The organism is Saccharopolyspora rhizosphaerae, assembly GCF_003931915.1.
Lineage (GTDB): Bacteria > Actinomycetota > Actinomycetes > Mycobacteriales > Pseudonocardiaceae > Saccharopolyspora > Saccharopolyspora rhizosphaerae.
The window spans coordinates 136,197-159,234 of the sequence record NZ_RSAA01000016.1; the positions used below are offsets into that span (position 1 = coordinate 136,197).

Genomic DNA, 23,038 nt, shown 5'->3' on the forward strand with positions numbered 1-23,038 from the left:
GAAAGTCGGCGTCATTTCGAATCAAAGACTTGCTTCCAGGACTCCGCGCTGGTCAGCTCCGGCAGCGCCGCCCGGTACTCCTCGCGCAGCCGACCCCACTCCTGGCCGAGCCGCTTGTAGTTGGCCAGCGCCTGCAGGCCCAGCCGGCGGAAGGTCTCCGGGTCGCGGCGCCGGAACGCCACCCCGCTGCCGTCGGCGTTGGACACCGTGGCGCTGTCCAGGTTGCCCAGTAGGAACCAGCGGGCCGCGGCTGCCGGCACGTTGAGCTGCGGCCGGTCCGACGCGTCGTTCGCGGGTTCCTTGAGGTTGTGCAGCAGCGCCTTGGAGGCGCGGGCCGCGATCACCGCCGGGTTCACCGGCGGGTTGAGCAGCCCTTCGGCCATGATCGGGTCCGCGCTCGGCGGCGGGAACTCCCGCGCCGAGGGCAGCGTCTTGGCGTCGTCGTAGTCCTTGCGCAGCTCGCGGACGGCGGGCAACGCCGTGCGCAGGCTGTCGAACAGGCCCGACGGGCCCTTGAGGAAGTCCTCGATCGCCTTCTGCTGCACGGCGACCGTGGAGTACTCCATCGACAACAGGTGCCGCAGCGTGAGCTTGAGTCCCTGCTTGACGATGTTGTTCTTGACCTCGTCCGGGCTGTGCAGCGCGGCCAGGATGAGCCGGTTGCGAGTGTGGAAGTAGGCGGTCCAGTCCGTGGCGTCGTTCTTGTCTGTCCACGGCATGTGCCAGATCGCCGCACCCGGGAGCGTCACGGTCGGGTAGCCCTGGGCCCCGGCGCGCAGCGAGTACTCCGAGTCGTCGTGCTTGATGAACAGCGGCAGCGGCAGCCCGGTGCGCTCGATGATCTCGCGCGGGAACAGGCACATCCACCACCCGTTGTAGGTGGAGTGGATACGCGGGTGCAGCTTCTTGGTCTTGCGCAACGGCTTCTTGGCGAAGTCGTGGTCGGTGACCGCTCCCGGGGCCGCGCGCCAGATCCCCTGGCCGAGGTCGACGACCTCGCCCATGGTGTGCAGCCGGGAGCGCGCCTGCAGGTTGAGCATCTGCCCACCGACGATGACCGGCTGGGTGGCGGCGCGGGCGAAGGCGTTGGCCCGCAGTACGCCGTCCGGTTCCAGGGCGATGTCGTCGTCGATGACCATCACCTGGGCGGCGTCGGAGTTGTGGATGCCCTCGTACATGACCCGGCCGAAGCCGCCGGACCCGCCGAGGTTGTCCTGCTCGATGACGTGCAGCTTGTCGCCGATGGCCTTGGCGGCCTCGTCGAAGCCCTCGACCTCGTGGACCTTCTGCGGGCCCTGGTCGGCCACGATGACCCGCTCCACCACCGCCATGACCTGCGGGTCCTCGCCCAAGGTCTTGAGCGCCTCGATGCACTCCGAGGGCCGGATGGTGGTAGTGCCGACCACGACCTGCTGCTGGGGCATCGGCTGGTCGGTGGTCCAGGCGCCTTCGCTGACCTCCAGCTCGACGTCGTTGGTGAACAGGTCGAACCAGATCCAGCCGCCGTCCTCGAAGGGCTGCAGCGAGACCTTGAACTCCAAAGCGGTCCAGTCGTCGCTGGAGACCGGGGAGCCCTGGAGGTGAACGCTGTCACCGTTGGCCTTCGAGCGGTAGACGTCGAGCCGACCGGACCCCTTCACCTGCAGCCGCAGCACGACCTCTTCGATCTTGGTCCAACGCTTCCAGTAACTGGCCGGGAAGGCGTTGAAGTAGGACGCGAGCGAGATCTTGCTGTGCGCGGGGAGGCGCAGGTGGCGGCGGGACACCACGGTGGCGGTGCTGGCCAGCGCCTCCGGCTCGTCGATGTAGAGCGGACGCACGTCCAGCGGATCCTCGCCACGCGGGAACACGATCCGCTGCAACACCTGTTCGGGCGCCACGTCCGAGGTCCCGGCGCGCACCGAAGTGACGTCGCTGAACTTGCTCTCACCAGCGGCGTTGGGCTCTCGGGGGGTCCGGTCGGTCACGTCAGTCCTCCAGCGAGCCGTCCAGCGAACGGCCCTCGGTGAAGTATGGAGCGATCTTGTTGTCGAACATGCTCAGGGCCGACCCGATGGCCATGTGCATGTCCAGGTACTTGTAGGTGCCGAGACGACCGCCGAAGATGACCTTGCGCTCCTTGGCCTCCTTCTTGGCCAGGTCGCGGTAGGCCTCCAGCTTGCGCCGGTCCTCCGTGGTGTTGATCGGGTAGTACGGCTCGTCCCCGCTCTCCGCGGACCGCGAGTACTCCCGCACGACCACCGTCTTGTCCGAGGGGTAGTAGTCCCGCTCGGGGTGGAAGTGCCGGAACTCGTGGATCCGGGTGTAGGGGATCTCCTCGTCGGCGTAGTTCATCACCGACGTGCCCTGGAAGTCCCCGGTGCTGACGACCTCGGTCTCGAAGTCCAGCGTGCGCCAGCCCAGCTCGCCCTCGGAGTAGTCGAAGTACTGGTCCAGCGGACCGGTGTAGACGACCGGGACGCCGGCGGGCACCTCACCGCGGACCTCGAAGAAGTCCGTGGACAGCTGCACCTCGATGTTCGGGTGGTCGGCCATCCGCTTCAGCCACGCGGTGTACCCCTCGACCGGCAGACCCTCGTAGGTGTCGTTGAAGTACCGGTTGTTCAGGTTGTACCGGACCGGCAAGCGGTTGATGATCGCCGCGGGCAGCTCCTTGGGATCGGTCTGCCACTGCTTGGCCGTGTAACCGCGCACGAAGGCCTCGTACAGCGGGCGGCCGATGAGCGAGATCGCCTTCTCCTCGAGGTTCTGGGCGTCCTCGGTGTTGATCTCGGACGCCTGCTCGGCGACCAGCGCCTTCGCCTCGTCCGGGGTGAAGGCGCGACCGAAGAACTGGGACAGCAGCCCCAAGTTCATCGGGAACGAGTAAATCTGCCCCTGGTGCTTGGTGAACACCCGGTGCTGGTAGTTGGTGAATTCGGTGAACTGGTTTACGTAATCCCACACGCGTTTGTTCGACGTGTGGAAAAGGTGCGCACCGTAGCGGTGCACCTCGATACCGGTTTCGGGCTCCGCCTCCGAGTAGGCGTTGCCCCCGATGTGGTCACGTCGGTCCAGCACCAGCACCCGCTTGTCCAGCTGGGTGGCGGCGCGCTCTGCGATCGTGAGGCCGAAGAATCCGGAACCAACAACGATCAGGTCATAGCCTGCGAAGCTCACAGTCGTCGAGGGTAGCTGTAGCGCGACGCCGCCCCGAAACCGCGTTGACGTTATTGGCTGCACGTGACCACGAAGCGTGTCGATATCACTGCCGAACACCGCCCGTTCCGCGTTGTCCAGGGATTTCATCACCCGCCAGTGGTGAGCGTGGTGACACCGGCGGCGACTAATGGTGGCTGTTATTACCCGTTGGGCGACCCTCCCGGTGAGTTGTGGAGCCGCTACGATCGCGCCCGACGGACGCGCCGGTGAAACCGTTTCGCCTGGTCCAAGGATCGGGATGGGCGCACAACGCTGGGTGGTGAGCTGTGGTGTCGACGCGCGCCCGTGACGGGCGTCACTTGCTGGTGGCGGCGATCGTGATCGAGTTGCTGGCGGTCTGGTTCGTGCACTGGATCGACACCCGCGGCTACATGGACACCGAGATTTACCGGCTTGGTGCGCGTGCGTGGCTCAACGGTTACCAGGTGTACGGGGACGACCTCACCCCGGAATCGCCGGATTCCGCGACGCTGCCGTTCATCTACCCGCCGTTCGCCGCGCTGCTGTTCATCCCGCTGACCTGGATGTCCGAGACGGCCGCCGTCGTCGTGGTCGCGCTCTGCTCGCACCTGGCGATCCTGGTGACCGCTTACTCGCTGGCGCGCTCCTCGCGCTACCTCGCGGCCCGCTCCGGCCAGGTCGCGGTGGCCACCGCGCTGCTGATGCCGTGGCTGACGCTCGTCGAACCCGCGCGCGAGACCATCAACTACGGCCAGATCAACCTCGTGCTGATGGCCTTGGTCGCGGCCGACTGCCTGCTGCCGCGGACCCGGTGGCCGCGCGGGCTGCTGGTCGGCATCGCCGCCGCGATCAAGCTGACCCCGCTGGGCTTCCTGCTGTTCTTCTTGCTGCGCAGGGACTACCGGGCGATGTCGATCACCGGCCTCACCTTCTCCACCACGGTGTTCGTCGGGTTCCTGGCCGCGCCGCGCGACTCCGCGGACTGGTGGCTGGACAAGATGCTGTCCACCGGCGACTCCTTCGGGACCGTGTACGCGGGGAACCTGACGCTGCGCAGCCTGCTGGCCAAGCAGGAGCTGACCGGGGTGGCGCTGGACTCGCTGTGGGTCGCCGGAGCGCTGGTGCTGCTGGTGCTGACCGTGCTGGGCATCCGCTACGCGCTCAGCGTCCGCGACGTGCCGCTGGCGCTGGTGCTCAACGCGGTGTGGATCCTGCTGGTCTCCCCGATCTCCTGGTCGCACCACTGGGTGTGGGCGGCTCCCGCGCTGGCGCTGGTGTTCCTGATGTCGCTGCGCAACCGGTGGCACGGGATGACGATCGCGGTGGTGATCTCGGCAATCACCGTGCTCGCCGGGCCGCAGTGGTACTTGCCCAACACCGGAGATCGAGAACTCGACTGGACCATTTCCCAACAGATCGTGGGCAACGCCTACACGTTGATCGGGATCGGTTTCCTGGCGTGCGCGGCGATCGCTTGGGGGCGATTCGCCCGGCGTCCGATCAATTCCGCGGAATTGACCACTGGCTCCCTGATCCCGGGACGCTGATTCCACTCCGTGGATTCAAGCGATCGAGGGTTCCCGAAAGGCGACTGATCGGTCCCGGATCCATACTCGCCCTCGCCGTGAAGCGCGTGCCGAGAACAGCGCACGCACTCCAGCCGAAGCGAGGTGCCGCCCATGCGTCCCCGGTTCACGCCCCCGAAGCTGGTCACCGCAGCGCTGCTGACCCTGGCCTTCCTCCCGCTCTCCGGCACGTGCGGTCTCGCAGCACCGGGCTCCCCCGACCCCGGCACGCGGAGCACCCGCGTCCCGCTGCGCGACGCCGCCCGCGACGACCGGTCCGCGGCGCGCGAGGTGCGCACCGCCGAGCCCTTCGACCTGCTCGGGCTCACCTGGGAAGGCCCGGCGCCGGACCGCATCGAGGTGCGGGTGCGCACCGCCGAGGACTGGGGCCCGTGGACCCCGCTGGAAGCCGAGGACGGCGGCAGCGAACCGCTGTGGACCGGCGGCAGCGCCCAGGCGCAGGTCCGCGCGACCGGCCTGGGCGCCGACGTCACCGACCGGGTGCAGTTCATCGGCATCGACCCGGCGCCGCAGATGGCTCCACCGCAGGTCAACGCCTCGCAGGCGGGTGCACCGCCGGTCGTCACCCGCGCTCAGTGGGGCGCCGACGAGTCGAAGATGACCTGGCCGGTCGAGCCGACCACCACCGAGGCCGCGGTCGTGCACCACACCGCGGGCACCAACGACTACACCTGCGACCGCTCGGCGGAGCTCGTGCGCGGCATCTACGAGTACCACGCGGTGGCGCGGGGCTGGGGCGACATCGGTTACCACGCCCTGGTCGACAAGTGCGGCACCGTCTTCGAAGGCCGCTCCGGCGGCTTGGAGGGGAACGTGATCGGCGGTCACGTGCGCGGCTTCAACGACCACACCTTCGGCATCTCGATGATGGGCAACCACGTCGACGTCCCCCCGTCACCCGAGACGGTGCGCTCGGTGGGCGAGGTGGCCGGCTGGAAGCTGGGCACCGCGGGCGTTCCCGCCGACGGCACCACGCGCCTGGTCTCCCGCGCCCCCGCGGGCTCGAAGCACCCCTCGGGCACCGAGGTCGCGGTGCCGACGATCTTCGCCCACCGCGACGTCGCCCACACCGCGTGCCCGGGTGCGCGTGGCTACGACCAGCTCGGAGCCATCCGGGAGCGGGCCGTCAGCGTCCAGGCGTCCGAGAACGCCGCACCGCAGTGACCCGCCCTCACCACCAACGCTCGAGGACCTGGGCCACGCCGTCCTCGGCGTTGCTGGTGGTGACCTCGTCCGCGGCCGCCAGGGCGTCGGGGTGGGCGTTGCGCATGGCCACGCCGTGACCGGCCCAGCTGAGCATCGGCACGTCGTTGGGCATGTCGCCGAAGGCGATCACCTCGGACCGGGCGATGCCGAGCTCGGCGGCCACGGCTGCCAGGCCGGCGGCCTTGTCGATCCCCGGCGCGGAGAGCTCGACCAGCCCGGAGTCCGTCGAGTACGTCGCACGCAGCCGGTCACCGATGATGTCCGAGGTGGCCGCCGCCAGCTCCGCGCTGTTCAGGCCGGGGTGCATCACCAGCAGCTTCATCGCCGGCTTGCCCGTGAGCTCGTCGGTGGCGGCGACGCGGATGTCGGTGTTCCTCCACCCGCGGTGGAAGTCCGCCTCGGCGACGAACTGCTCGCGCAGGTCCTCGCGGGCGCTGCGCGTGGTGCGCTCGACCGCGAACGCGCAGCCGTGCAGCTCGTGGCGCAACTCCCGCACCACGTCGTGCAGCTCCACCGGGTCGATGTCGTGGCTGTGCAGCACCCGGTCGGCGGCCGTGTCGTAGGTGACCGCCCCGTTCGCGCACACCGCGATCCCGGCCACCCCGAGGGCCTCGACCACCCGCGGCAACCACCGCGGCGGACGCCCCGTGACCAGCACGAACGGTGTTCCGGCGGAAACGATGCGGCTGGCCGTGGCCGCCGTGCGAGCGGAAACCCGCTCCATCGGGTCGAGCAGGGTTCCGTCCACGTCGGATGCCACCAGGCCAGGTTCACGCACCCGACCATCATGCCCGCCGCGCCGAGCATCCGGACATCGTCGCTGGTGACAACACGAAGGGACGTTCGTCACCTGATCGGGTCGAAACGCGCGATGCCGTACCAGTACCGTCTACCCGTGCGCGTTGGGATCGTGATCTTGCCCGAACACCGGTGGTGGGCCGCCGAGCCGCTCTGGCGGATGGCCGAGGAGTACGGCTTCGCCCACGCCTGGACCTACGACCACCTCGGTTGGCACTCCCTTGTGGACAAGGCCTGGTACGACGCCGTGCCCACGCTGACCGCCGCGGCCACCGTCACCTCGACGATCCGGCTCGGCACGCTGGTCGCCTCCCCCAACTTCCGCCACCCGGTGCACTTCGCCCGCGAGCTGACCGCGCTGGACGACATCGCCGACGGCCGCATCACCCTCGGCATCGGCGCGGGTGGCACCGGTTTCGACGCGGAGGTCCTGGGACAGCCGGAGCTGTCGCCGCCGGAGCGCTCCGACCGCTTCGTCGAGTTCGTCGAGTTGCTCGACCACGTCCTGCGCTTCGACGTCACCGACCACGAAGGCACCTACTACTCGGCCGTGCAGGCACGCCGCGCGCCCGGCTGCGTGCAGCTGCCGCGAATCCCGTTCGTGGTGGCCGCCAACGGCACCCGCTCGATGGAACTGGCCGCCCAGCACGGCCAGGGCTGGGTGACCACCGGCCGCGGTGGCGAGGACGAGGAGGCCTGGTGGCGCGAGGTCGCCGAACTGTCGCTGCGCTTCACCGACATCTGCCACCAGCAGGGCCGCGATCCGAGGACCGTCGACCGGTACCTGCAGCTCGACGCGGCACCGACGTTCTCGATGTCCAGTGTGGAGCACTTCCGCGACGTGGTCGGCCGCGCCGACGAACTCGGCTTCACCGACGTCATCACCCACTGGCCTCGCACCGACAGCCCCTACGCGGGCAAGGAGTCCACGGTCGAGGAGATCGCCACCGAGGTCCTCCCCGAGCTGTAGGACTTCCGCGGCACGTGTGCTGCCTCCGCGACGTGGGTATCCGTCGTCGGCAGGAGGTGGTGACGATGCCGGTGCAGGACAAGGTGCGGACACTGCTGGACGAGGCGGGCACCAGCTACGCCTCCGAGGCCGGGATCAAGCTGGCCGACAAGCCCTCACCGCTGTACCGGCTAGTCGTGCTCTCGGTGCTGCTGTCCACGCGCATCAAGGCCGACATCGCAGTGCACGCCGCGCGGGAGCTGGCGCCGTGGAACAGCCCGCAGAAGATGTTCGACGCGACCTGGCAGCAGCGGGTCGACGCCCTCGGCGGCGCGGGCTACCGGCGCTACGACGAGAGCACCGCGACCGCCCTCGGCCAGGGCGCCGAGCTGCTGATCGACCGGTACCACGGTGACCTGCGCAGGTTGCGCGCCAAGGCCGACGGCGACCCGGAGGAGGTCCGCACGCTGCTGGTGGAACTGCCGCGGCTGGGCCCGGTCGGCGCCGACATCTTCTGCCGCGAAGCCCAACTGGTGTGGCCCGAACTGCGCCCCTCCTTCGACTCCAAAGCACTCAGCGGCGCGAAGAAGCTCGGCCTGCCGACCGATCCGGACGAGCTCGCCGGTCTCGTCGAGGGCCACGACCTCGCCAGGCTCGCCGCCGCCCTGGTCCGCAGCACGCTCCAACGCGGCGTCGCTCCCGCCGTCCGCTGACCAGGCCCCTGAACGACGGAAGACCCCAGCTGAGCTGGGGTCTTCCGCTACGACTGAGCGATGTTCCGGCCGGAACGTCACGTCACTTCGGTTCGAGGACCTCGCGGCCGCCGAGGAACGGGCGCATCGCTTCCGGGACCCGGACCGAACCGTCGGACTGCTGGTGGTTCTCCAGGATCGCCACGATCCACCGGGTCGTCGCCAGCGTGCCGTTGAGGGTCGCCGCGAAGCGGGTCTTGCCGTCCGCGTCCCGGTAGCGGGTGTTGAGCCGCCGGGCCTGGAACGTGGTGCAGTTCGAGGTCGACGTCAGCTCGCGGTAGGTCTGCTGGCTGGGCACCCAGGCCTCGCAGTCGAACTTGCGGGCCGCGCTGGAGCCGAGGTCACCGGCCGCGGTGTCGATCACCCGGTAGGGCACCTCGATCTTGGCGAGCATCTCCTCCTCCCACGCCAGCAGCCGCTGGTGCTCGTCCCGGGAGTCCTCTTCCCGGCAGTAGACGAACATCTCCAGCTTGTTGAACTGGTGCACGCGGATGATGCCGCGGGTGTCCTTGCCGTAGGAGCCGGCCTCGCGGCGGAAGCACGTCGACCAGCCCGCGTAGCGCGCCGGCCCGTCACCGAAGTCCAGGATCTCCCCGGAGTGGTAGCCCGCGAGCGGGACCTCGGAGGTGCCGACCAGGTAGTAGTCGTCCTCCTCGAGCCGGTACACCTCGCTGGAGTGCGCTCCGAGGAAACCGGTGCCGTCCATGATCTCCGGGCGCACCAGCACCGGCGGCACGACCAGGGTGAACCCGGCGGCGGTGGCCTGCGCGGCGGCCATGTTCAGCAGCGCCAGCTCCAGCTGCGCGCCCACACCGGTGAGGAAGTAGAAGCGAGCGCCGGAGACCTTCGCGCCGCGCTCCATGTCGAACGCACCGAGCGCGTTGCCCAGCTCCAGGTGGTCCTTGACCTCGAAGTCGAACTCCGGGGGGACGCCCACGTGCTTGAGCACCGCGAAGTCGTCCTCACCGCCCGGCGGCACGTCGGGTTCGACGACGTTGGAGACGGCCTTCTGCAGCCGCAGCAGCTCGGCGTCGGCGTCCGACTGCGCGGTCTCGGCCTCCTTGACCTGCGCGGCCAGTTCCTTGGCCCGGGCCAGCAGCGCCTCGCGCTCCTCGCCCTGGGCCTTGCCGACCTGCTTGCCGAGCTGCTTCTGCTCCGCGCGCAGGTCGTCCGCACGGGAGACCGCGGACCTGCGACGCTCGTCGGCGGACAGCAGCGCGTCCACCAGGGACTCGTCCTCACCACGTGCGCGCTGCGACGCGCGCACCGCTTCCGGATCCTCGCGTAGCGTCTTCAGGTCGATCACAGCTGGTCAGCGTAGCCGCCTCACCGGACCGCGACATGCCCAGGGTGCCCACACCACCTCCGACGCCGTTTCCGCAGGAAACCTCCGCCCGGGAGCGCCTGGCACCGCCGAGCGGAGGGACCGATCACTGCGGGATCCGGTGCGGCACGAACGCCGCGCCGTCGTCGGTGATCAACCCGGCGGTCTCCCGGATGCCCAGGCCCGCCGACTCGTCCCCGACGATCCACGCGCCCAGCGCGGGACGCATCCCGTCGAACTCGGGCAGCGGGTCGAAGGCCTGGTAGACGAAGCCCTCTTCGCCGTAGAAGCCGCCGGTCTCGGTCTCCCAGCCGGGCGCGGCGATGGTGATGTTGTTGCCCTCCCGACCCAGTCGCGGCTTGCGCACGTACTCCGTCAGCAGCCCGGGCTGGTCGAGGTAGGTGGGCAGCAGGTTGGGGTGGCCGGGGTGCATCTCCCACAGGATCGCCAGCAGCGCCTTGTTGGACAGCAGCATCTTCCACAGCGGCTCGATCCACTGGGTCGCTGGCAGCGTGTTCACCGCGTGCTTGCCGAACTCGTCGTCGACCATCCACTCCCACGGGTAGATCTTGGTGACGGTGTTCATCGGCGCCTCTTCGAGGTCGACGAACCGCTCCAGCAAGCTGTCCCAGCCGATCTCCTCGATGGCCAGCCCGACGGTGTTCAGACCGGCCTCGGCGGCGGTCTCCTGCAGGTAGGCAGCGGTGAGGTTGTCCTCACCGGTGTGCTCCTGACCGGACCAGGTGAAGTGCACCTCGTTCGTGGCCAGCTGCAGCTTGACCTCGGCCCAGCGCTCGACGAGCTTCTCGTGGATGGAGTTCCACTGGTCGTCGCCCTCGTGGACCTCGGTCAGCCAGTGCCACTGCACGACCGCCGCCTCCAGCAGCGAGGTCGGCGTGTCGGCGTTGTACTCCAGCAGCTTCGCCGGACCCGTCCCGTCGTAGCGCAGGTCGAAGCGGCCGTAGAGGTGCGGGTCGCGACGACGCCACGACTCGGCGATGTGCGGCCACACCCACTCCGGGATGCCGAAGTCCTTGTAGCGCTCGGTGGTGATCACGTGGTCGACGGCGTCCAGGCACATCGAGTGCAGCAGTTCGACGTCGGCCTCCAGCGAGAGGACCTCGTCCAGGTCGAACTCGTAGTGCACGCCCTCGTCCCAGTAGGGCCGCTTGCTGCCGTCGGCAGCGCGCGCCGGTGTCCCGAAGACGAGGCCGAGCTCCTCGACCTTCTGCTGCCAGTCCGGGCGCCGATCCTCGGTCTTGCGCTTCACCCGCTCAGCTCCCGCTGCCGCCGGACTTGCTGGAGATCCCGAACCCACCGCGCTGGATGGTCGAGCCCTTGGTGTCCTTGATCGTGGTGCCTGAAGGCTTGTTGAACGACGACCCCGGCACGGTCGAACCGACACGCGGGGCGGGCGAACCCGCCGGGGTGTAGGCGTAGCGGTACGACGGGACCGGCGGGCCACCGAGGAACAGCGGCATGAACACGAAGCCCGAGTGGTGGTCGACGTAGCCACCCTGGCTGCGCACGTAGTTCTCGTCGCAGTTCTGCGGATCCGCGGCGACCGCCTGGCCGTTCTGGTCCTGCGCGCAGTACTGCTGCGCCGCGTTGGCCTCGGCGCTGACCTCGGACGCCGTGTACATCGCCGCCACCAGCGCGACGACACCGACGGTCGCCCCGCCGCCGATCAGCGCCTTGCGGCGCTTGGCCGTCTTCGCAGCGGCCGCGGCCTGCTCGGCCCGCTCGGCCTCGGCGCGGCGCTGCTCAGCCATCTGCCGGGCCTTCTGCTCGGCGAGGGTGGGCTCGCGCGGCGCGGTGCTCTCCGGGTCCTGGTAGCGGATGCGCCCCTGCGCGTCCGCAGGCACCTGCTGGGTCGGTTCTTCCGGGGAGGAGTCCCCCTGCTGTCTCTCGTTGTCAGACACTGGCTTGCCATTCTCCGTCATCGCCCAACTCCCAGACGCAACAGTACTCAAAGAAGGGACGCCGACGGCAACGAATCCGTTCCTTTCCTCTCCGTTTCCGGCGCGGACTGCGGCAGCGCACGCGCGCGCCAGGCATCATGTGTTCGATGGTCCCGCCCGAACGCACCCCCGGAAGAAGCCGCCGGAAGCCGCCCAACGCCACGTTGGTGATGGTCGCGGCCGCGATCGGCGCCCTGCTGATCCTCACGGTCAGCATCCTGCTGAACTGGCCGATGGAGTCCAGCAAGGTCGGCGGTTCGGCCGGGGTGGGCGAGGCGCCGGCGCCGAAGGTCGTCTTCGAGACCAAGGCCGGCGAGTGCCTGAACTGGACCGAACCGGACGCGGCCGACATCCGCAAGGTGACCTGCGAGGAACCGCACCTGTTCGAGGTGACGGGACCCTACGACCTGCGTGAGTTCCCGCGGAACGCCCCCTTCCCGAGCACCGCGCAGTGGCAGGAGATCAAGCAGCAGCGCTGCATCGAGGTGTCCAACCAGTTCCTGGGCGGCCGGCTCGACGAGGAAGGGCGCTTCACCGTCGGCGCCTTCACCCCGAGCCAGGAGGGCTGGGCCGACGGCGACCGCACCCTGCACTGCGGGCTCCAGCAGCCGGGACCGTCCGGGAAGCTGTTCCCGATCAAGGGCAAGGCGGCGGAGATGGACCAGTCGAACGTCTACCCGGCCGGCCGCTGCCTGGGCATCAGCGGCACGCGGGTCTGGGACCCGGTGGACTGCTCGCGGCCGCACGCCGTGGAGCTCTCCGCCGTGGTCAACCTCGCAGAGCAGTTCCCGGACAACTACCCCACCGAGAACGACCAGGACGGCTTCCTGGCCACCAAGTGCGAGGAGCTGACCGCGGCCTACGCCGGCGGGCCGGAGGTCGCCAAGGACAAGGGTCTGATCGTCTACTGGGACACCCTGTCCGAGGAGAGCTGGGCGGCGGGGTCCCGACAGGTCAACTGCAAGCTCAGCGCGCAGCTGCCCGACGGCAGCGGCCTGGCGCCGGTGACCGGCAGCGTGAAGGGTCAGGTCCAGGTCGGCAGGGCTCCGGCCGGCCGGCCGCCGCAGCCGACCGAACCGGGGGCGCCCGCGACGGAGCCGCGCTGATGCCGGTGGAGATGACCCGCGCCCGCTTCGAGGAGCTCGTCAGCGACGCCCTCGACCGGTTGCCGCCCGAGTTCGCGAAGGCGATGAACAACGTGGTCGTGCTGGTCGAGGACTCCCACCCCGAGGACGCCGAACTCCTCGGGCTCTACGAGGGCATCGCGCTCACCGAGCGGGACCACACCTACAACGGCGTGCTGCCGGACACGATCACGATCTTCCGGGAACCGCTGCTGACGATGTGCGAGGACGAGGAGGAGGTCGTCGAGGAGGTGGCGATCACCGTCGTGCACGAGATCGCCCACCACTTCGGGATCGACGACGAGAAGCTCCACGAGCTCGGCTGGGGCTGAGCCTCTCCTGGTGGATCGCCTTGCTGGGCGGTGCCGGTGGTAGGACCTGAGCGGTGCGAGGTGAGTCCCCACACCTGGAACAGCGGCTTCGCCGCGGAAAAGCCTTCCGTGTTCAGGTTGGTTCGCTCGGCCGGGTTCAGCCGACTTCTCGGCCTAGGTGGGCCATGAGGCGTTGGGTTTCGCTTGCGCCCTCGGGTGGGGTTGTGGGTGGGGCGAAGCCGCCTGGCCTGCGCATCTTCTCCTCGGGTGCGGAGTCGATGAGGGAGTGGCAGAACTTCAGCAGGTCTTCGGGCAGCTCGACCGTGCGTCCGCAGCTGCGGTGCAGGTCCCAGGCGTGGAGGGCGAGGTCGGCGACCGGGAACTGCAGCGCCCGGTGCAGCGGCAGTTCGCCGCCCGGCGAGGGCCGCGGTGACTCCAGGTCGGCGTGCGGCAGCGCGCGCCCGATGCGGCCCCGGATCTCGCGCAGCTCGGCAGCCGGGTCGTCGCGGATCCAGTCGGTGGGCTCGGACGGCGCCAACCAGGCCTCGCCGCCCTCCAGCAGCACGGCGAGTTTCGTGGCGCTCCCGGTGACGTGCCCGACCAGCTCCCGCACGGTCCACTCGTCGAGGTTGGACGGCGCGTCCCAGCGCTCGGCGGGCACCAGCTCCACGGCGTCGACGAAGAAGTCCAGCGCCGCAAAGGCCACCGCGCCGATCGGCGCATCGCTCCCGGTCATGCGCATCACCGTAGAACGCGACCCCGACACCCGCCGACTTCCCAGCTGCCTCCCAGCTCGATCACGGGGTTCCCCCAGCCAGCCCCTCTAGCGTCGACGTCGCCGAACAACGCTGGGGGAGGTCCTGTGCGACGCGACCGGACACCGTCGAGATCCACCTACCAGGGACGACCGCTGGCCAGACCCGACGACGACGTCGTGGACCAAGGCCTGGGGTTCGACCTGGGCACGCTGCGGGGACGACGCCGGGTGCTGCAGGCGCTCGGCCTCGGCGCGGCAGCGGCCGGACTGGCCGCCTGCGGCCCGCCGGCCGGCGCGGGCGGCACCACCAGCCCCGGAGAGATCCCGGAGGAGACCGCGGGTCCCTACCCGGCTGACGGCTCCAACGGCCCGGACGTGCTCGAGCGCAGCGGCATCGTCCGGCAGGACATCCGCACCAGCTTCGGCGGTCCGAGCGGCGTCGCCGAGGGCGTCCCTCTCACCTTGGAGCTGACCCTCACCGACCTGGCCCACGGCGGTGCGCCGCTGAGCGGAGCCGCGGTCTACGTGTGGCACTGCGACCGCGAGGGCCGCTACTCGATGTACTCCGAGGGCATCGAGGGCGAGAACTACCTGCGCGGCGTCCAGATCGCCGACGCGCAGGGCGCGGTGCGCTTCACCAGCGTCTTCCCGGCCTGTTACGAGGGCCGCTGGCCGCACGTCCACTTCGAGGTCCACCCCGGCCAGGCCGACATCACCGACGCGTCGAAGACGATCGCCACCTCGCAGGTGGCGCTGCCGGAGGAGGTCTGCGACACCGTCTACGCCCAGCCCGGCTACGAGACCTCGGTCGCCCACCTCGCCGAGGTCAGCCTCGACGGGTACGTGGTCTTCGGCGACGACGGAGCCGGTGTGCAGCTGGCCACCGTCACCGGCGCTGTGACGACCGGCTACACCGCCGCGCTGCACGTCGCACTCGACACCCGCACCGAACCGGGCGCCGGCGCACCACCTCCGCCACCTCCCGGACGGCGCTGAACCGGCCGCCCCTCCGGGTGAGGGGGACAGGTGATCAGCAACCGCAGAGGGGCTGTGCCGCGAGCTCGGGTCGCTAGAGCAAGCCGTCCCAGGTCAGGCATCGCCAGCCGGTCCGCGTGGCGGGGTCCGACTCGATCACGATCAGGCCCGTGTTGGGCAGGTGCAACGCGTCGGCCTCCGCGCCGGTGACCTCGTCCACCAGCGCCCCGGCGACCAGCCGCAACATCGCGCCGTGGCTGACCATCACCACCGCGCCCGCCGACACGCCGTCCAGGGCGGTGCGGGCCCCGGCGAGGAACCGGGTGACCGCCTCCCGGCCCGACTCCCCGCCCGGCATCGGCACGTCGAGCTCGCCGCCGTGCCAGCGCGCGTAGACCTCGTCGAAGACCGCCAGCGCCGGGCCGCCCAAGCCCTCCAGCTCACCGACGAACACCTCGTGCGTGCCGTCGACCACCTGCACCGGCAACCCGAGCCGCCGCCCGACCGGTTCGGCCGTCTGCTGCGCACGCCGCGCGCGGCTGGCGTGCACCGCGACGATCTTGTCCTCCCGCTCGGCGAGCCGGTCCGCCAGCTCGTCGGCCTGCTGCTCCCCGAGCTCGGTCAACCCCGGCCCGGGGGGAAGCGTGTCGAGCAGCCTGGCGACGTTCGCCGGCGTCTGCCCGTGCCGCGCCAGCACCAGCCGGACACCGGCGGCGGCGGGCAGTTCGAACTCCGTCACGCCAACCTCCCCGAGCGCACCGCGGCCAACCACTCCGCCGACTTGCGGAACGCCTGCTCCGAGGCCCCCGGCCGCACTTGCGCGGGCGACCGGTCCGCCTTCGGGTACGAGCCGAGGAACCGCACCGAGTCGCAGCGCCGCTGCAGCGCGGCCAGCGCCTCCCCGATGCGCGCATCGGCCACGTGACCGTCGAAGTCCAGGAAGAAGCGGTAGTGCCCGAAGCTGTCCTTGACCGGTCGCGACTCGATGCGGCTCAGGTTGATGCCGCGCAGCGACAGCTCGGCCAGCATGTCCGCGAGCGTGCCCACCTCGTGGCTGATCACCGCGCAGATCGACGTCCGGTCCGCGCCGGTCGGCTCCGGCAGCGGGCCCGGCCTGCGGACCAGCAGGAACCGGGTGACCGCGTCGCGGACGTCGGCGATGCCGGTCGCCAGCCGCGACAGCGACGGGTAGTGCTCACCGGCCACCGGCGCCGAGATCGCCGCGTCGAACTCGCCCGCGGCCACGGCTGCGGCGGCCGCAGCGGTCGAGCTGACCGCGCGCACGTCGGCCTTCGGCAGGTTCTCGGTCAACCAGCCTCGCACCTGCGCCAGCGCGTGCGGGTGGCTGGCGATCGTCTCGACCTGGTCCAGCGCCGTCCCCGGCTCGGCCAGCACGTCGAACTGCACCGGGATCACGGCCTCCTTGACCGCGACCAGCGGATCGTCGGCGGTCAGCGCGTCGAGGGTCGCCGGGACCGACCCCTCCACGGAGTTCTCCACCGGCACCCCCGCGGCCAGCACGTCCCCCGAGCGCACGGCGGCCAGCGCGACCGGCACGGTCTCGCAGGGCACGAGGTCGGCGTTGAAGTCCGCGGTCAAGAGCCGGGTCGCTTGCTCGGTGAAGGTTCCCGGCGGGCCGAGGTAGGCGATTTCTGGCACCCGCCCAGATTACGGGCCGCGCAAACCCGATCTCCCCGGGCCACGTGAACGCTTTCCACCCGCTACCGGCCGGTTTCCACGCTCCGTGATCGTCACCGCCGGTCGGCCCCCGGCCAAAGGGGCACGTCGTCGCCGGTGTGACCTACCCAATGCCACTACGCGGCGCATTCCTGCGATGCTGTGGGGCGTGGACGCAGATTCGGGGCGCTCATCGGCTGAAGGAGCGGAGCCGGAGCTGCAGCTCGTCCTCTGCGCGCTGGACGAGCCGCTGGCCGCGGCCTGGCAGGAGATCGCGGAGAGCAGGCCCGGCATTTCCGCCCACCAGGGATCGGTGCTCGACGTGCAGGTGGACGCCGTCGTCAGCCCGGCCAACTCCTACGGCTGGATGCGCGGCGGCATCGACGCGGTGTACGCGCGCGCCTTCCCGAAGGTCGAGGAGCAGGTGCGCAGCGCAGTGCTCGCCTACCACGGCGGTGAACTGCCGGTGGGCGAAGCGCTGCTGGTCCCCACCGGCGTGCCCAGCCCGATCTGGCTGATCAGCGCGCCGACCATGCGCGAACCGGGCGAGGCGCTGCCCGCCGACACCGTGCACCCCTACCTCGCCGCCCGTGCGGTCCTGCGCCTCTGGGCCAGCGCGGTCCTCGACAACGGCGCTCCGGTGCACCGCGTGGTGCGCTCCATCGCCATGCCCGGACTGGGCACCGGCATCGGCGGCGCCGCGCCGGAGCTGTGCGCCCGCCAGGTCGCCGCCGCCTGGGACGAGGTCTTCGCCCAGGTCGACCTGCGCTGAGGATCGTTGTCAGGCGCGGCGGGGATCGAGTCAGTACCGTCGAGCTCGGACGACCTACGAGGAGGTTCCCCCGATGCTGATTCGCCGCCTGGCGCGTCCGATGCTCGCTTCGATCTTCATCTGGGGCGGGATCGGCGCCCTCAAGGACGTCTCGAACCACGCCAAGGCCGCCACGCCGCTGCTGGAGAAGACGAAGCCGGTCACCGACGCGCTGCCCGCGCAGGTGCCGACCGATCCCGAGACGCTGGTGCGCATCGACGCCGGCGTGAAGATCGGTGCGGGCGCCATGCTGGCCCTGGGCAAGTTCCCGCGGCTGGCCTCACTGCTGCTCGCCGCCAGCATGGTGCCCACCACGCTGGCCGCGCACCGCTTCTGGGAGCACGAGGACCCGCAGCAGCGCACCGAGCAGCAGATCCACTTCCTGAAGAACGTCGGCCTGATCGGCGGGGTCCTGCTCGCGTCGGTCGACACCGGCGGCAAGCCCAGCGTCGGCTACCTGGCGCGCAAGACCGCCGACAAGGGGTCCCGCAAGGCCAGGAAGAAGGCGAAGAAGGCCAAGAAGGCCCGGAAGTGATCGACGCTCGCGCCGGTCGCCCGGGAGCAAAAGCCGACACTGCTGCGCGCACCGCCCCGCACGCCCATTAGCGTGGTGGTGTGGCGGTCAGGGTGCTGTTGGTCGATGATCACGAGGTCGTCCGGCGCGGGCTCCGGGACCTGCTCGACACCGAGTCCGACGTCGAGGTGGTCGCCGAGGCCGGCGGTGTCGGCGAGGCGCTGGCGCGCGCTCAGGCCACCGGACCGGACGTCGCGGTCGTGGACATGCGGCTGCCCGACGGCGACGGCCTCGAGCTGACCCGCAAGCTGCGGGAACTCCCCGACGCCCCGCACTGCCTGGTGCTGACCGCCTTCGACGACGAACAAGCCCTCGTCGGCGCGATCAACGCCGGCGCCTCGGGCTACCTGCTCAAGCAGGTCCGCGGCCAGGACCTGGTCAACGCCGTCCGCGAGGTCGCCGCAGGCCGTTCGCTGCTCGACCCGGTCACCACCGGACGCGTGCTCGAGCACCTGCGGCAGTCCAGCAGCCCCGAACCGGACGAACTGGCCGCGCTGACCGAGCGGGAGCGCAAGGTGCTCGAGCTGATCGGCGAGGGCCTGACCAACCGCCAGATCGCCGAGCAGATGTTCCTCGCGGAGAAGACGGTCAAGAACTACGTGACCTCGGTGCTGGCGAAGCTGGGGATGGAGCGGCGGACGCAGGCTGCAGCATGGGTCGCCCGCCGCGAGAAGCCTTGACCTTCTTTCAAAGCTTGCGCGTTCAGCGGTGCGGGTAGCAGGACCTGAGCGGCTCCGTGGACTCCGTGCGCTGCTCCTGATGGGTGGCCAAGCCGCTCAGAAGTGCCGGTTGAGTCCCTCACCTGGAGAGGCGGCTGCGCCGCTCACCGCCTCGACCCTGCGGCTGTGCCGGTTGAGTTCCACACCTGGGGCACGCGGCTCTCGCAGGTCCCCGCAACGCAGCGGCACCGCACCACCTGGGTGGTGCGGTGCCGTGGAAGCTTGTCAGGTGTGTCGAGCAGGGTTCACTTCTTCGTCCGGACCTCGACCGACGTCCCTTCCGGACCGTGCTCGACGGTGATCTCCGCCTTGCTCAGGACTGCTTCGCGGATGGAGGAGCGCAGCCGGTCCCTGAGCTCGGTCGGCGCGTGTTCACCGCTGCACTTGCGCTGCAGCAACGCCTTCAGGTGCTCCTCGATGCCGAAGTGCTCCAGGCAGGTGCCACAACCGTCGAGGTGGCGCTGGACGGCTTCCCGGCGTTCCGGGTCGCACTCGTTGTCCAGGAACAGCCACACCTCGGCGAGCGCGTCCTGGCATGAGGCCTCATCGGGCTCGTCGCAGTTGGTCATGAAGTGCTCACCTCCTGCTGGGTCTCCCGCAAGAAGCCACGATCACGGGCGACGTCGGTGAGCATCTCACGCAGCTGCCTGCGACCGCGGTGCAGCCTCGACATGACGGTGCCGATAGGAGTGCCCATGATCTCGGCGATCTCCTTGTAGGCGAACCCTTCGACGTCCGCGAGGTACACGACCATGCGGAACTCCTCGGCCAGCAGCTGCAGCGCGGCCTTCACGTCGGTGTCCGGCAGGCGGTCGAGCGCCTCGACCTCGGCCGAGCGCAACCCGGTCGAAGTGTGGTTCTCGGCCTGCGCGAGCTGCCAGTCGGCGATCTCATCGGTCGGCTGCTGCTGCGGCTGGCGCTGCCGCTTGCGGTAGCCGTTGATGTAGGTGTTGGTGAGGATCCGGTACAGCCACGCCTTCAGGTTCGTGCCCTGCGTGAAGGACGCGAACGCGGAGAAGGCCTTGAGGTACGTCTCCTGGACCAGGTCCTCGGCGTCCTGCGCGTTGCGGGTCATCCGCAGCGCTGCACCGTAGAGCTGGTCCAGCAGCGGCATGGCGTCCCGCTCGAAGCGGGCGGCCCGCTGCTCTTCCGTTTCCTCCACGCGCTCGTCCTGTTCGACGTGCGCGGCTGTTTCCGCGGTGTTCGAGTCCTGTGGGGTGCTAGGCACCAGGCTCCTTTCACGCCGCCCAGATGACGTGGCGGCAGACGACGAACCCATGCAGTCCTTCGCATGGTCCGACTTCGAGGGTACCCGCGCTGTCCTGCCATTACTCCCCGGCAACGGCTGCTCGGCGCGCGGCGGACGGTCCAGCACGCAGGTGTTCGTCGCATCCATCGTCACGCTGGGTGCAACACTCCTGCCGGGGCGGCTATTCCGCCGCCTTAAGGTGACGTGCGTGGCAGGCAAGGGAACTCCAGCGACGGCGCTGTTGAGCAAGAAGGGCGTCACGCACCGCGTGCACGCCTACGACCACGATCCGCGAGCGGAGTCGTTCGGGCTCGAGGCCGCCGAAGCGCTGGGACAACCACCCGATCGGGTGTTCAAGACGCTGGTAGCGGACGTCGACGGCAGCCTGACCGTGGGCGTGGTCCCGGTCACCGGCCAGCTCGACCTGAAAGCCCTGGCCGCGGCCGCGGGCGGCAAGAAGGCGAAGATGGCCGAGATCGCGGCGGCGGAGCGCGCCACCGGCTACGTCGCGGGCGGCATCTCACCGCTGGGGCAGAAGAAGCGCCTCCCGGTCGTCATCGACCGCACCGCCCAGGACTTCGACACCATCTACTGCAGCGCAGGCCGGCGCGGTCTGGAGATCGAACTGGCCCCGCAGGACCTCGCCGACCTCCTCGGGGCGACCTTCGCCGACATCGCGAGTTGAGCGGAAGCCCGGGAGGAGCGATCCCGTGCAGGACCGCTCCTCCCGGTGCTCGGTGCCGCTGCCGCGCAACAGCCGCACCCCGCACCGGGCAGGATCGGGGGACCTCCTGCCCGGCCTCAAGATCGCTCGGGGGGCCGACGCCGCCACATCCTGCGCGCTGCGGACGCGCGAGGGCAACACAGCGGATTTCACATGATGATCAGGTTTCACGAACACGTCTCGGACCTGCGGGTTCACCGGGCGGAAGAGGTGAGCGCGCCCGCAGAAGCCACCCGGGTGAGCGACCTCAGTCGATGAGCCGCAGCACCCGGCCGAGCCACTCCGAGGTGGCCCGGTGCACCGCGTCCACGTCGGCCTTGAGCGAGTGGTCCCCGGCGACCAGCACCACCTCGCGGTTGTGGGCTGGCTCGGGACGCCCGAACGCGTCGCGCTCGCCCTGCACCACCAGCACCGGGTTCTTCACGGCGTCGATCTCGGCCGCCCGCGACTTCTCCGGCTTGCCCGGCGGGTGCAGCGGGAACGCCAGGCACAGCACCGCCAGCGCGTCCCCCGCGTCGGCGGTCCGGCACGCCACGCGCGCCCCGGAGGACCGCCCGCCGAAGATCAGCGGGAGGTCGTCGAACCAGCGCTCGCCCAGGTCCTCGGCCACCGCCAACCAGGCCGTGTCCAGCTGCTTCGCGGGTGCGGGGGCCTTCCTGCCCGCCACCCGGTAGGGCTGCTCGACCAGCGCCACGTGCACCCCGGCGTCGGTGGCGGCGCGGGTGGCCGCCACGAGGTCGGGCGCGTTGAAGCCGCCACCGGCGCCGTGCCCGAGCAGCAGCGCGGCACGACCTTCCTCAGCGCAGTGCAGCTCGGCCCGGGCCGGGCCGTGCGGGGTGTCGACCTCGATGCGGGTCATGACTCGAACAACACCGCTTGTTCGGCCGGCGCGGGGACCGGGTCGGCAGGTTCGAGCAGGTCGGGACGGTTGTTGCGCATGCTGTTCACCTCGGTCGACACCGTGTGGAGCGCCAGCTCGCCGAGCACGCTCGGCTCGGGGCGCAGCAACTCGTCGATTTCGCTCCGCCTCGGGTCCAGCCAGTCCGCCCAGCGGTCCTCGGGCAGCACCAGCGGCATCCGGTGGTGGACCTCGGCGAGCTCACCCGCCGCCGCCGTGGTCACGACCGCGCAGGTCACCAGCGGCTGACGGATGGACTTCGGATCCCACCACGCCGAGAACACCGCCGCCATCGCCAGGCTCCGGCCGTCCCGGCGCCGGCACAGGTGGGGCTGCCGCCGCGCATCACCGGGCTTCCACTCGTACCAACCGGTCGCGGGCATCAAGCAGCGACGGCGTCGCGCGGACTCCGAGAAGGCCGGCTTGGTGGTGATCGTCTCCGCCCGCGCGTTGATCATCGGCGGACCGCCGTCGGCTTCCTCCGCCCAGGTCGGCACCAACCCCCAGCGGACCGGCCGGACGCTGCGCTCAGCACCGCGCTGCACGACGATCGGCACCGTCTTGGTCGGCGTGATGTTGAAGTCCGCGCCCGTCGCACCCCCGGTGCGATCAGCAGCCGCGAACTCCTGGGCCAACGCCGCCGGGTCCTGCCGCACGGCGTACCGACCACACATCCCGCTCCCACCTCGGCTCCGCTACTTCTCCGCGTCCAAACCTACCGCCTGCCCAGGCGCGTCGAGCGACACGCGTTCGAGCAGCTCCACCCCGTTGTTGCGGACGTTGTTGACCGCCGTGGAGACCGGCCTGACCTCCAGCGAGTCCGCGACCTCCAGGGGTGGCGGCCGCAGCAGGTCCGACACGTCGGGCTCGTCCGGATCCAGCCAGTGCGCCCACGCCCCCTGCGGCAGCACCATCGGCATCCGCTCGTGCACCTCGGTGAGCTGCCCGACCGCGGACGTCGTCAACACCGAGCAGGTCACCAGCGGCTCGGCCGAACCTTCCTCCCGCCACGTCGAGTAGATCCCGGCGAACGCCACGCTCGAACCGTCCGGCGGCGTCATGAAGAACGGCTGCTTCCTGCCGCCGTCGCGCTTCCACTCGTACCAACCGTCGGCGGGCACCAGGCAGCGGTACCGCTTGATCGAGCTGCGGAACGCGGGCTTGCTGGTGACCGTCTCCGACTTGGCGTTGATCATCCGGCTGCCGATCGACTTGTCCTTCGCCCAGAACGGCACCAGGCCCCAGCGCATGACCCGGATCGACCGCTCGGTGCTCTCCAGGTCGGCCTCACCGGCCTCGTCCTTCGGGTGTCGCTGCACCACGGTCAGCACCCGCTTGGTCGGGGCCACGTTGAAGTCCGGACCCGGCGCCGCACCACCGGTGGCGTCCAGGGCCGCGAACTCGGCGGCGAGCTTGCCGGGGTCCTTGCTGGAGGCGTACCTACCGCACATCCGGTGTCCTACCTCCCGAGGGCGAGGGGT

Annotated in this window: 25 protein-coding genes; 11 read left to right on the forward strand and 14 right to left on the reverse strand. The window is 70.2% G+C overall.

All coding sequences use genetic code 11. The features are described 5' to 3' along the window. Nucleotides 1-11: 11 nt before the first annotated feature. Nucleotides 12-1,967: a glycosyltransferase gene (locus EIL87_RS18030; protein ID WP_125091719.1), complete on the reverse strand. Its 1,956-nt coding sequence runs from the start codon at nt 1,965-1,967 to the stop codon at nt 12-14. Between the two features lies 1 nt (nt 1,968). Then, nucleotides 1,969-3,159, reverse strand: coding sequence for a UDP-galactopyranose mutase (gene glf / locus EIL87_RS18035; RefSeq protein ID WP_125091720.1), 1,191 nt, complete (start codon nt 3,157-3,159; stop codon nt 1,969-1,971). Nucleotides 3,160-3,470: 311 nt separating this feature from the next. Between glf and EIL87_RS18040 the strand changes: the two genes are divergently transcribed. Both EIL87_RS18040 and EIL87_RS18045 read left to right on the forward strand, forming a co-directional pair. Next, the gene (locus tag EIL87_RS18040) at nt 3,471-4,709 is read left to right on the forward strand and encodes a glycosyltransferase 87 family protein (protein ID WP_125091721.1); all 1,239 of its coding nucleotides are present in this window, start codon (nt 3,471-3,473) and stop codon (nt 4,707-4,709) included. Between the two features lie 132 nt (nt 4,710-4,841). After that, entirely contained in the window at nt 4,842-5,912 is a 1,071-nt protein-coding gene (locus EIL87_RS18045) for a peptidoglycan recognition protein family protein (protein ID WP_125091722.1), read from the forward strand. 7 nt (nt 5,913-5,919) lie between these two features. On the opposite strand, the gene EIL87_RS18050 is transcribed toward EIL87_RS18045, so the two are convergent. After that, entirely contained in the window at nt 5,920-6,732 is an 813-nt protein-coding gene (locus EIL87_RS18050; protein WP_125091723.1) for an HAD family hydrolase, read from the reverse strand. Between the two features lie 117 nt (nt 6,733-6,849). Between EIL87_RS18050 and EIL87_RS18055 the strand changes: the two genes are divergently transcribed. Both EIL87_RS18055 and EIL87_RS18060 read left to right on the forward strand, forming a co-directional pair. Then, on the forward strand, nt 6,850-7,722 hold the full coding sequence (locus EIL87_RS18055; RefSeq protein ID WP_233576347.1) for an LLM class flavin-dependent oxidoreductase: 873 nt from the start codon (nt 6,850-6,852) through the stop codon (nt 7,720-7,722). Between the two features lie 65 nt (nt 7,723-7,787). Then, nucleotides 7,788-8,414, forward strand: a complete 627-nt coding sequence (locus EIL87_RS18060) for an endonuclease (RefSeq protein ID WP_125091725.1) — start codon at nt 7,788-7,790, stop codon at nt 8,412-8,414. Between the two features lie 82 nt (nt 8,415-8,496). Here EIL87_RS18060 and serS read toward each other — a convergent pair whose 3' ends face one another. The 3 genes from serS to EIL87_RS18075 form a co-directional block, all read right to left on the reverse strand. Then, complete coding sequence (serS, locus tag EIL87_RS18065; protein ID WP_125091726.1) at nt 8,497-9,759, reverse strand: serine--tRNA ligase; 1,263 nt, start codon at nt 9,757-9,759, stop codon at nt 8,497-8,499. 124 nt (nt 9,760-9,883) lie between these two features. Next, nucleotides 9,884-11,047 carry a glutathionylspermidine synthase family protein gene (locus tag EIL87_RS18070; RefSeq protein ID WP_125091727.1) on the reverse strand — a complete coding sequence of 388 codons (1,164 nt, stop codon included), beginning with the start codon at nt 11,045-11,047 and terminating at the stop codon, nt 9,884-9,886. 4 nt (nt 11,048-11,051) lie between these two features. After that, the gene (locus EIL87_RS18075) at nt 11,052-11,699 is read right to left on the reverse strand and encodes a hypothetical protein (RefSeq protein ID WP_125091728.1); all 648 of its coding nucleotides are present in this window, start codon (nt 11,697-11,699) and stop codon (nt 11,052-11,054) included. Between the two features lie 146 nt (nt 11,700-11,845). Between EIL87_RS18075 and EIL87_RS18080 the strand changes: the two genes are divergently transcribed. Continuing rightward, nucleotides 11,846-12,844: a septum formation family protein gene (locus EIL87_RS18080; protein ID WP_125091729.1), complete on the forward strand. Its 999-nt coding sequence runs from the start codon at nt 11,846-11,848 to the stop codon at nt 12,842-12,844. Beyond that, entirely contained in the window at nt 12,844-13,194 is a 351-nt protein-coding gene (locus tag EIL87_RS18085; protein ID WP_125091730.1) for a metallopeptidase family protein, read from the forward strand. The genes EIL87_RS18080 and EIL87_RS18085 overlap by 1 nt, the downstream gene beginning before the upstream one ends. 136 nt (nt 13,195-13,330) lie before the next feature. Here the strand turns inward: EIL87_RS18085 and EIL87_RS18090 are convergent, their stop codons facing one another. Continuing rightward, nucleotides 13,331-13,909 carry a TIGR03086 family metal-binding protein gene (locus tag EIL87_RS18090; protein ID WP_125091731.1) on the reverse strand — a complete coding sequence of 193 codons (579 nt, stop codon included), beginning with the start codon at nt 13,907-13,909 and terminating at the stop codon, nt 13,331-13,333. A 126-nt stretch (nt 13,910-14,035) separates the two neighbouring features. Between EIL87_RS18090 and EIL87_RS18095 the strand changes: the two genes are divergently transcribed. After that, on the forward strand, nt 14,036-14,926 hold the full coding sequence (locus EIL87_RS18095; RefSeq protein WP_125091732.1) for a dioxygenase family protein: 891 nt from the start codon (nt 14,036-14,038) through the stop codon (nt 14,924-14,926). Nucleotides 14,927-14,999: 73 nt separating this feature from the next. On the opposite strand, the gene EIL87_RS18100 is transcribed toward EIL87_RS18095, so the two are convergent. Together EIL87_RS18100 and pheA are read right to left on the reverse strand one after the other, a co-directional pair. Continuing rightward, a complete protein-coding gene (locus tag EIL87_RS18100; protein ID WP_125091733.1) occupies nt 15,000-15,644 on the reverse strand; it encodes a histidine phosphatase family protein in 645 nt (214 codons plus the stop codon). Further along, the gene (gene pheA, locus EIL87_RS18105; RefSeq protein WP_125091734.1) at nt 15,641-16,564 is read right to left on the reverse strand and encodes a prephenate dehydratase; all 924 of its coding nucleotides are present in this window, start codon (nt 16,562-16,564) and stop codon (nt 15,641-15,643) included. Before pheA ends, EIL87_RS18100 begins: the two co-directional genes overlap by 4 nt. A gap of 175 nt (nt 16,565-16,739) precedes the next feature. Here pheA and EIL87_RS18110 point away from each other — a divergent pair, with 175 nt between their 5' ends. From EIL87_RS18110 to EIL87_RS18120, 3 genes are all read left to right on the forward strand, one after another. After that, nucleotides 16,740-17,354 carry a macro domain-containing protein gene (locus EIL87_RS18110; protein ID WP_125091735.1) on the forward strand — a complete coding sequence of 205 codons (615 nt, stop codon included), beginning with the start codon at nt 16,740-16,742 and terminating at the stop codon, nt 17,352-17,354. Nucleotides 17,355-17,427: 73 nt separating this feature from the next. After that, complete coding sequence (locus EIL87_RS18115; RefSeq protein ID WP_125091736.1) at nt 17,428-17,928, forward strand: DoxX family protein; 501 nt, start codon at nt 17,428-17,430, stop codon at nt 17,926-17,928. 80 nt (nt 17,929-18,008) lie between these two features. Next, nucleotides 18,009-18,647: a response regulator gene (locus tag EIL87_RS18120; protein ID WP_125091737.1), complete on the forward strand. Its 639-nt coding sequence runs from the start codon at nt 18,009-18,011 to the stop codon at nt 18,645-18,647. A 284-nt stretch (nt 18,648-18,931) separates the two neighbouring features. On the opposite strand, the gene rsrA is transcribed toward EIL87_RS18120, so the two are convergent. Continuing rightward, nucleotides 18,932-19,255, reverse strand: coding sequence for a mycothiol system anti-sigma-R factor (gene rsrA / locus EIL87_RS18125; protein ID WP_125091738.1), 324 nt, complete (start codon nt 19,253-19,255; stop codon nt 18,932-18,934). Then, entirely contained in the window at nt 19,252-19,914 is a 663-nt protein-coding gene (locus EIL87_RS18130) for a sigma-70 family RNA polymerase sigma factor (RefSeq protein ID WP_233576348.1), read from the reverse strand. Before EIL87_RS18130 ends, rsrA begins: the two co-directional genes overlap by 4 nt. A 229-nt stretch (nt 19,915-20,143) precedes the next feature. Here EIL87_RS18130 and ybaK point away from each other — a divergent pair, with 229 nt between their 5' ends. Then, nucleotides 20,144-20,620, forward strand: coding sequence for a Cys-tRNA(Pro) deacylase (gene ybaK / locus EIL87_RS18135; RefSeq protein WP_125091740.1), 477 nt, complete (start codon nt 20,144-20,146; stop codon nt 20,618-20,620). Nucleotides 20,621-20,906: 286 nt separating this feature from the next. Here ybaK and EIL87_RS18140 read toward each other — a convergent pair whose 3' ends face one another. Genes EIL87_RS18140 through EIL87_RS18150 form a run of 3 tightly spaced genes read right to left on the reverse strand, consistent with a single transcriptional unit; the run spans nt 20,907 to nt 23,008 of the window. Further along, the gene (locus EIL87_RS18140) at nt 20,907-21,518 is read right to left on the reverse strand and encodes an alpha/beta hydrolase family protein (RefSeq protein WP_125091741.1); all 612 of its coding nucleotides are present in this window, start codon (nt 21,516-21,518) and stop codon (nt 20,907-20,909) included. After that, nucleotides 21,515-22,231: an SOS response-associated peptidase gene (locus EIL87_RS18145; RefSeq protein WP_125091742.1), complete on the reverse strand. Its 717-nt coding sequence runs from the start codon at nt 22,229-22,231 to the stop codon at nt 21,515-21,517. Before EIL87_RS18145 ends, EIL87_RS18140 begins: the two co-directional genes overlap by 4 nt. A gap of 21 nt (nt 22,232-22,252) precedes the next feature. After that, nucleotides 22,253-23,008: an SOS response-associated peptidase gene (locus tag EIL87_RS18150; RefSeq protein ID WP_125091743.1), complete on the reverse strand. Its 756-nt coding sequence runs from the start codon at nt 23,006-23,008 to the stop codon at nt 22,253-22,255. Between the last annotated feature and the right edge of the window lie 30 nt (nt 23,009-23,038).

What these genes read in the sequence shown, in the direction of transcription:
- EIL87_RS18110 (WP_125091735.1), top strand. Translation starts at nt 16,740, where the DNA reads ATGCTGTGGGGCGTGGACGCAGATTCGGGGCGCTCATCGGCTGAAGGA.
- EIL87_RS18090 (WP_125091731.1), bottom strand. Translation starts at nt 13,909, where the DNA reads ATGACCGGGAGCGATGCGCCGATCGGCGCGGTGGCCTTTGCGGCGCTG.
- EIL87_RS18045 (WP_125091722.1), top strand. Translation starts at nt 4,842, where the DNA reads ATGCGTCCCCGGTTCACGCCCCCGAAGCTGGTCACCGCAGCGCTGCTG.
- EIL87_RS18145 (WP_125091742.1), bottom strand. Translation starts at nt 22,231, where the DNA reads ATGTGTGGTCGGTACGCCGTGCGGCAGGACCCGGCGGCGTTGGCCCAG.
- EIL87_RS18085 (WP_125091730.1), top strand. Translation starts at nt 12,844, where the DNA reads ATGCCGGTGGAGATGACCCGCGCCCGCTTCGAGGAGCTCGTCAGCGAC.
- EIL87_RS18060 (WP_125091725.1), top strand. Translation starts at nt 7,788, where the DNA reads ATGCCGGTGCAGGACAAGGTGCGGACACTGCTGGACGAGGCGGGCACC.
- rsrA (WP_125091738.1), bottom strand. Translation starts at nt 19,255, where the DNA reads ATGACCAACTGCGACGAGCCCGATGAGGCCTCATGCCAGGACGCGCTC.
- EIL87_RS18080 (WP_125091729.1), top strand. Translation starts at nt 11,846, where the DNA reads ATGGTCCCGCCCGAACGCACCCCCGGAAGAAGCCGCCGGAAGCCGCCC.
- EIL87_RS18115 (WP_125091736.1), top strand. Translation starts at nt 17,428, where the DNA reads ATGCTGATTCGCCGCCTGGCGCGTCCGATGCTCGCTTCGATCTTCATC.
- EIL87_RS18140 (WP_125091741.1), bottom strand. Translation starts at nt 21,518, where the DNA reads ATGACCCGCATCGAGGTCGACACCCCGCACGGCCCGGCCCGGGCCGAG.
- EIL87_RS18150 (WP_125091743.1), bottom strand. Translation starts at nt 23,008, where the DNA reads ATGTGCGGTAGGTACGCCTCCAGCAAGGACCCCGGCAAGCTCGCCGCC.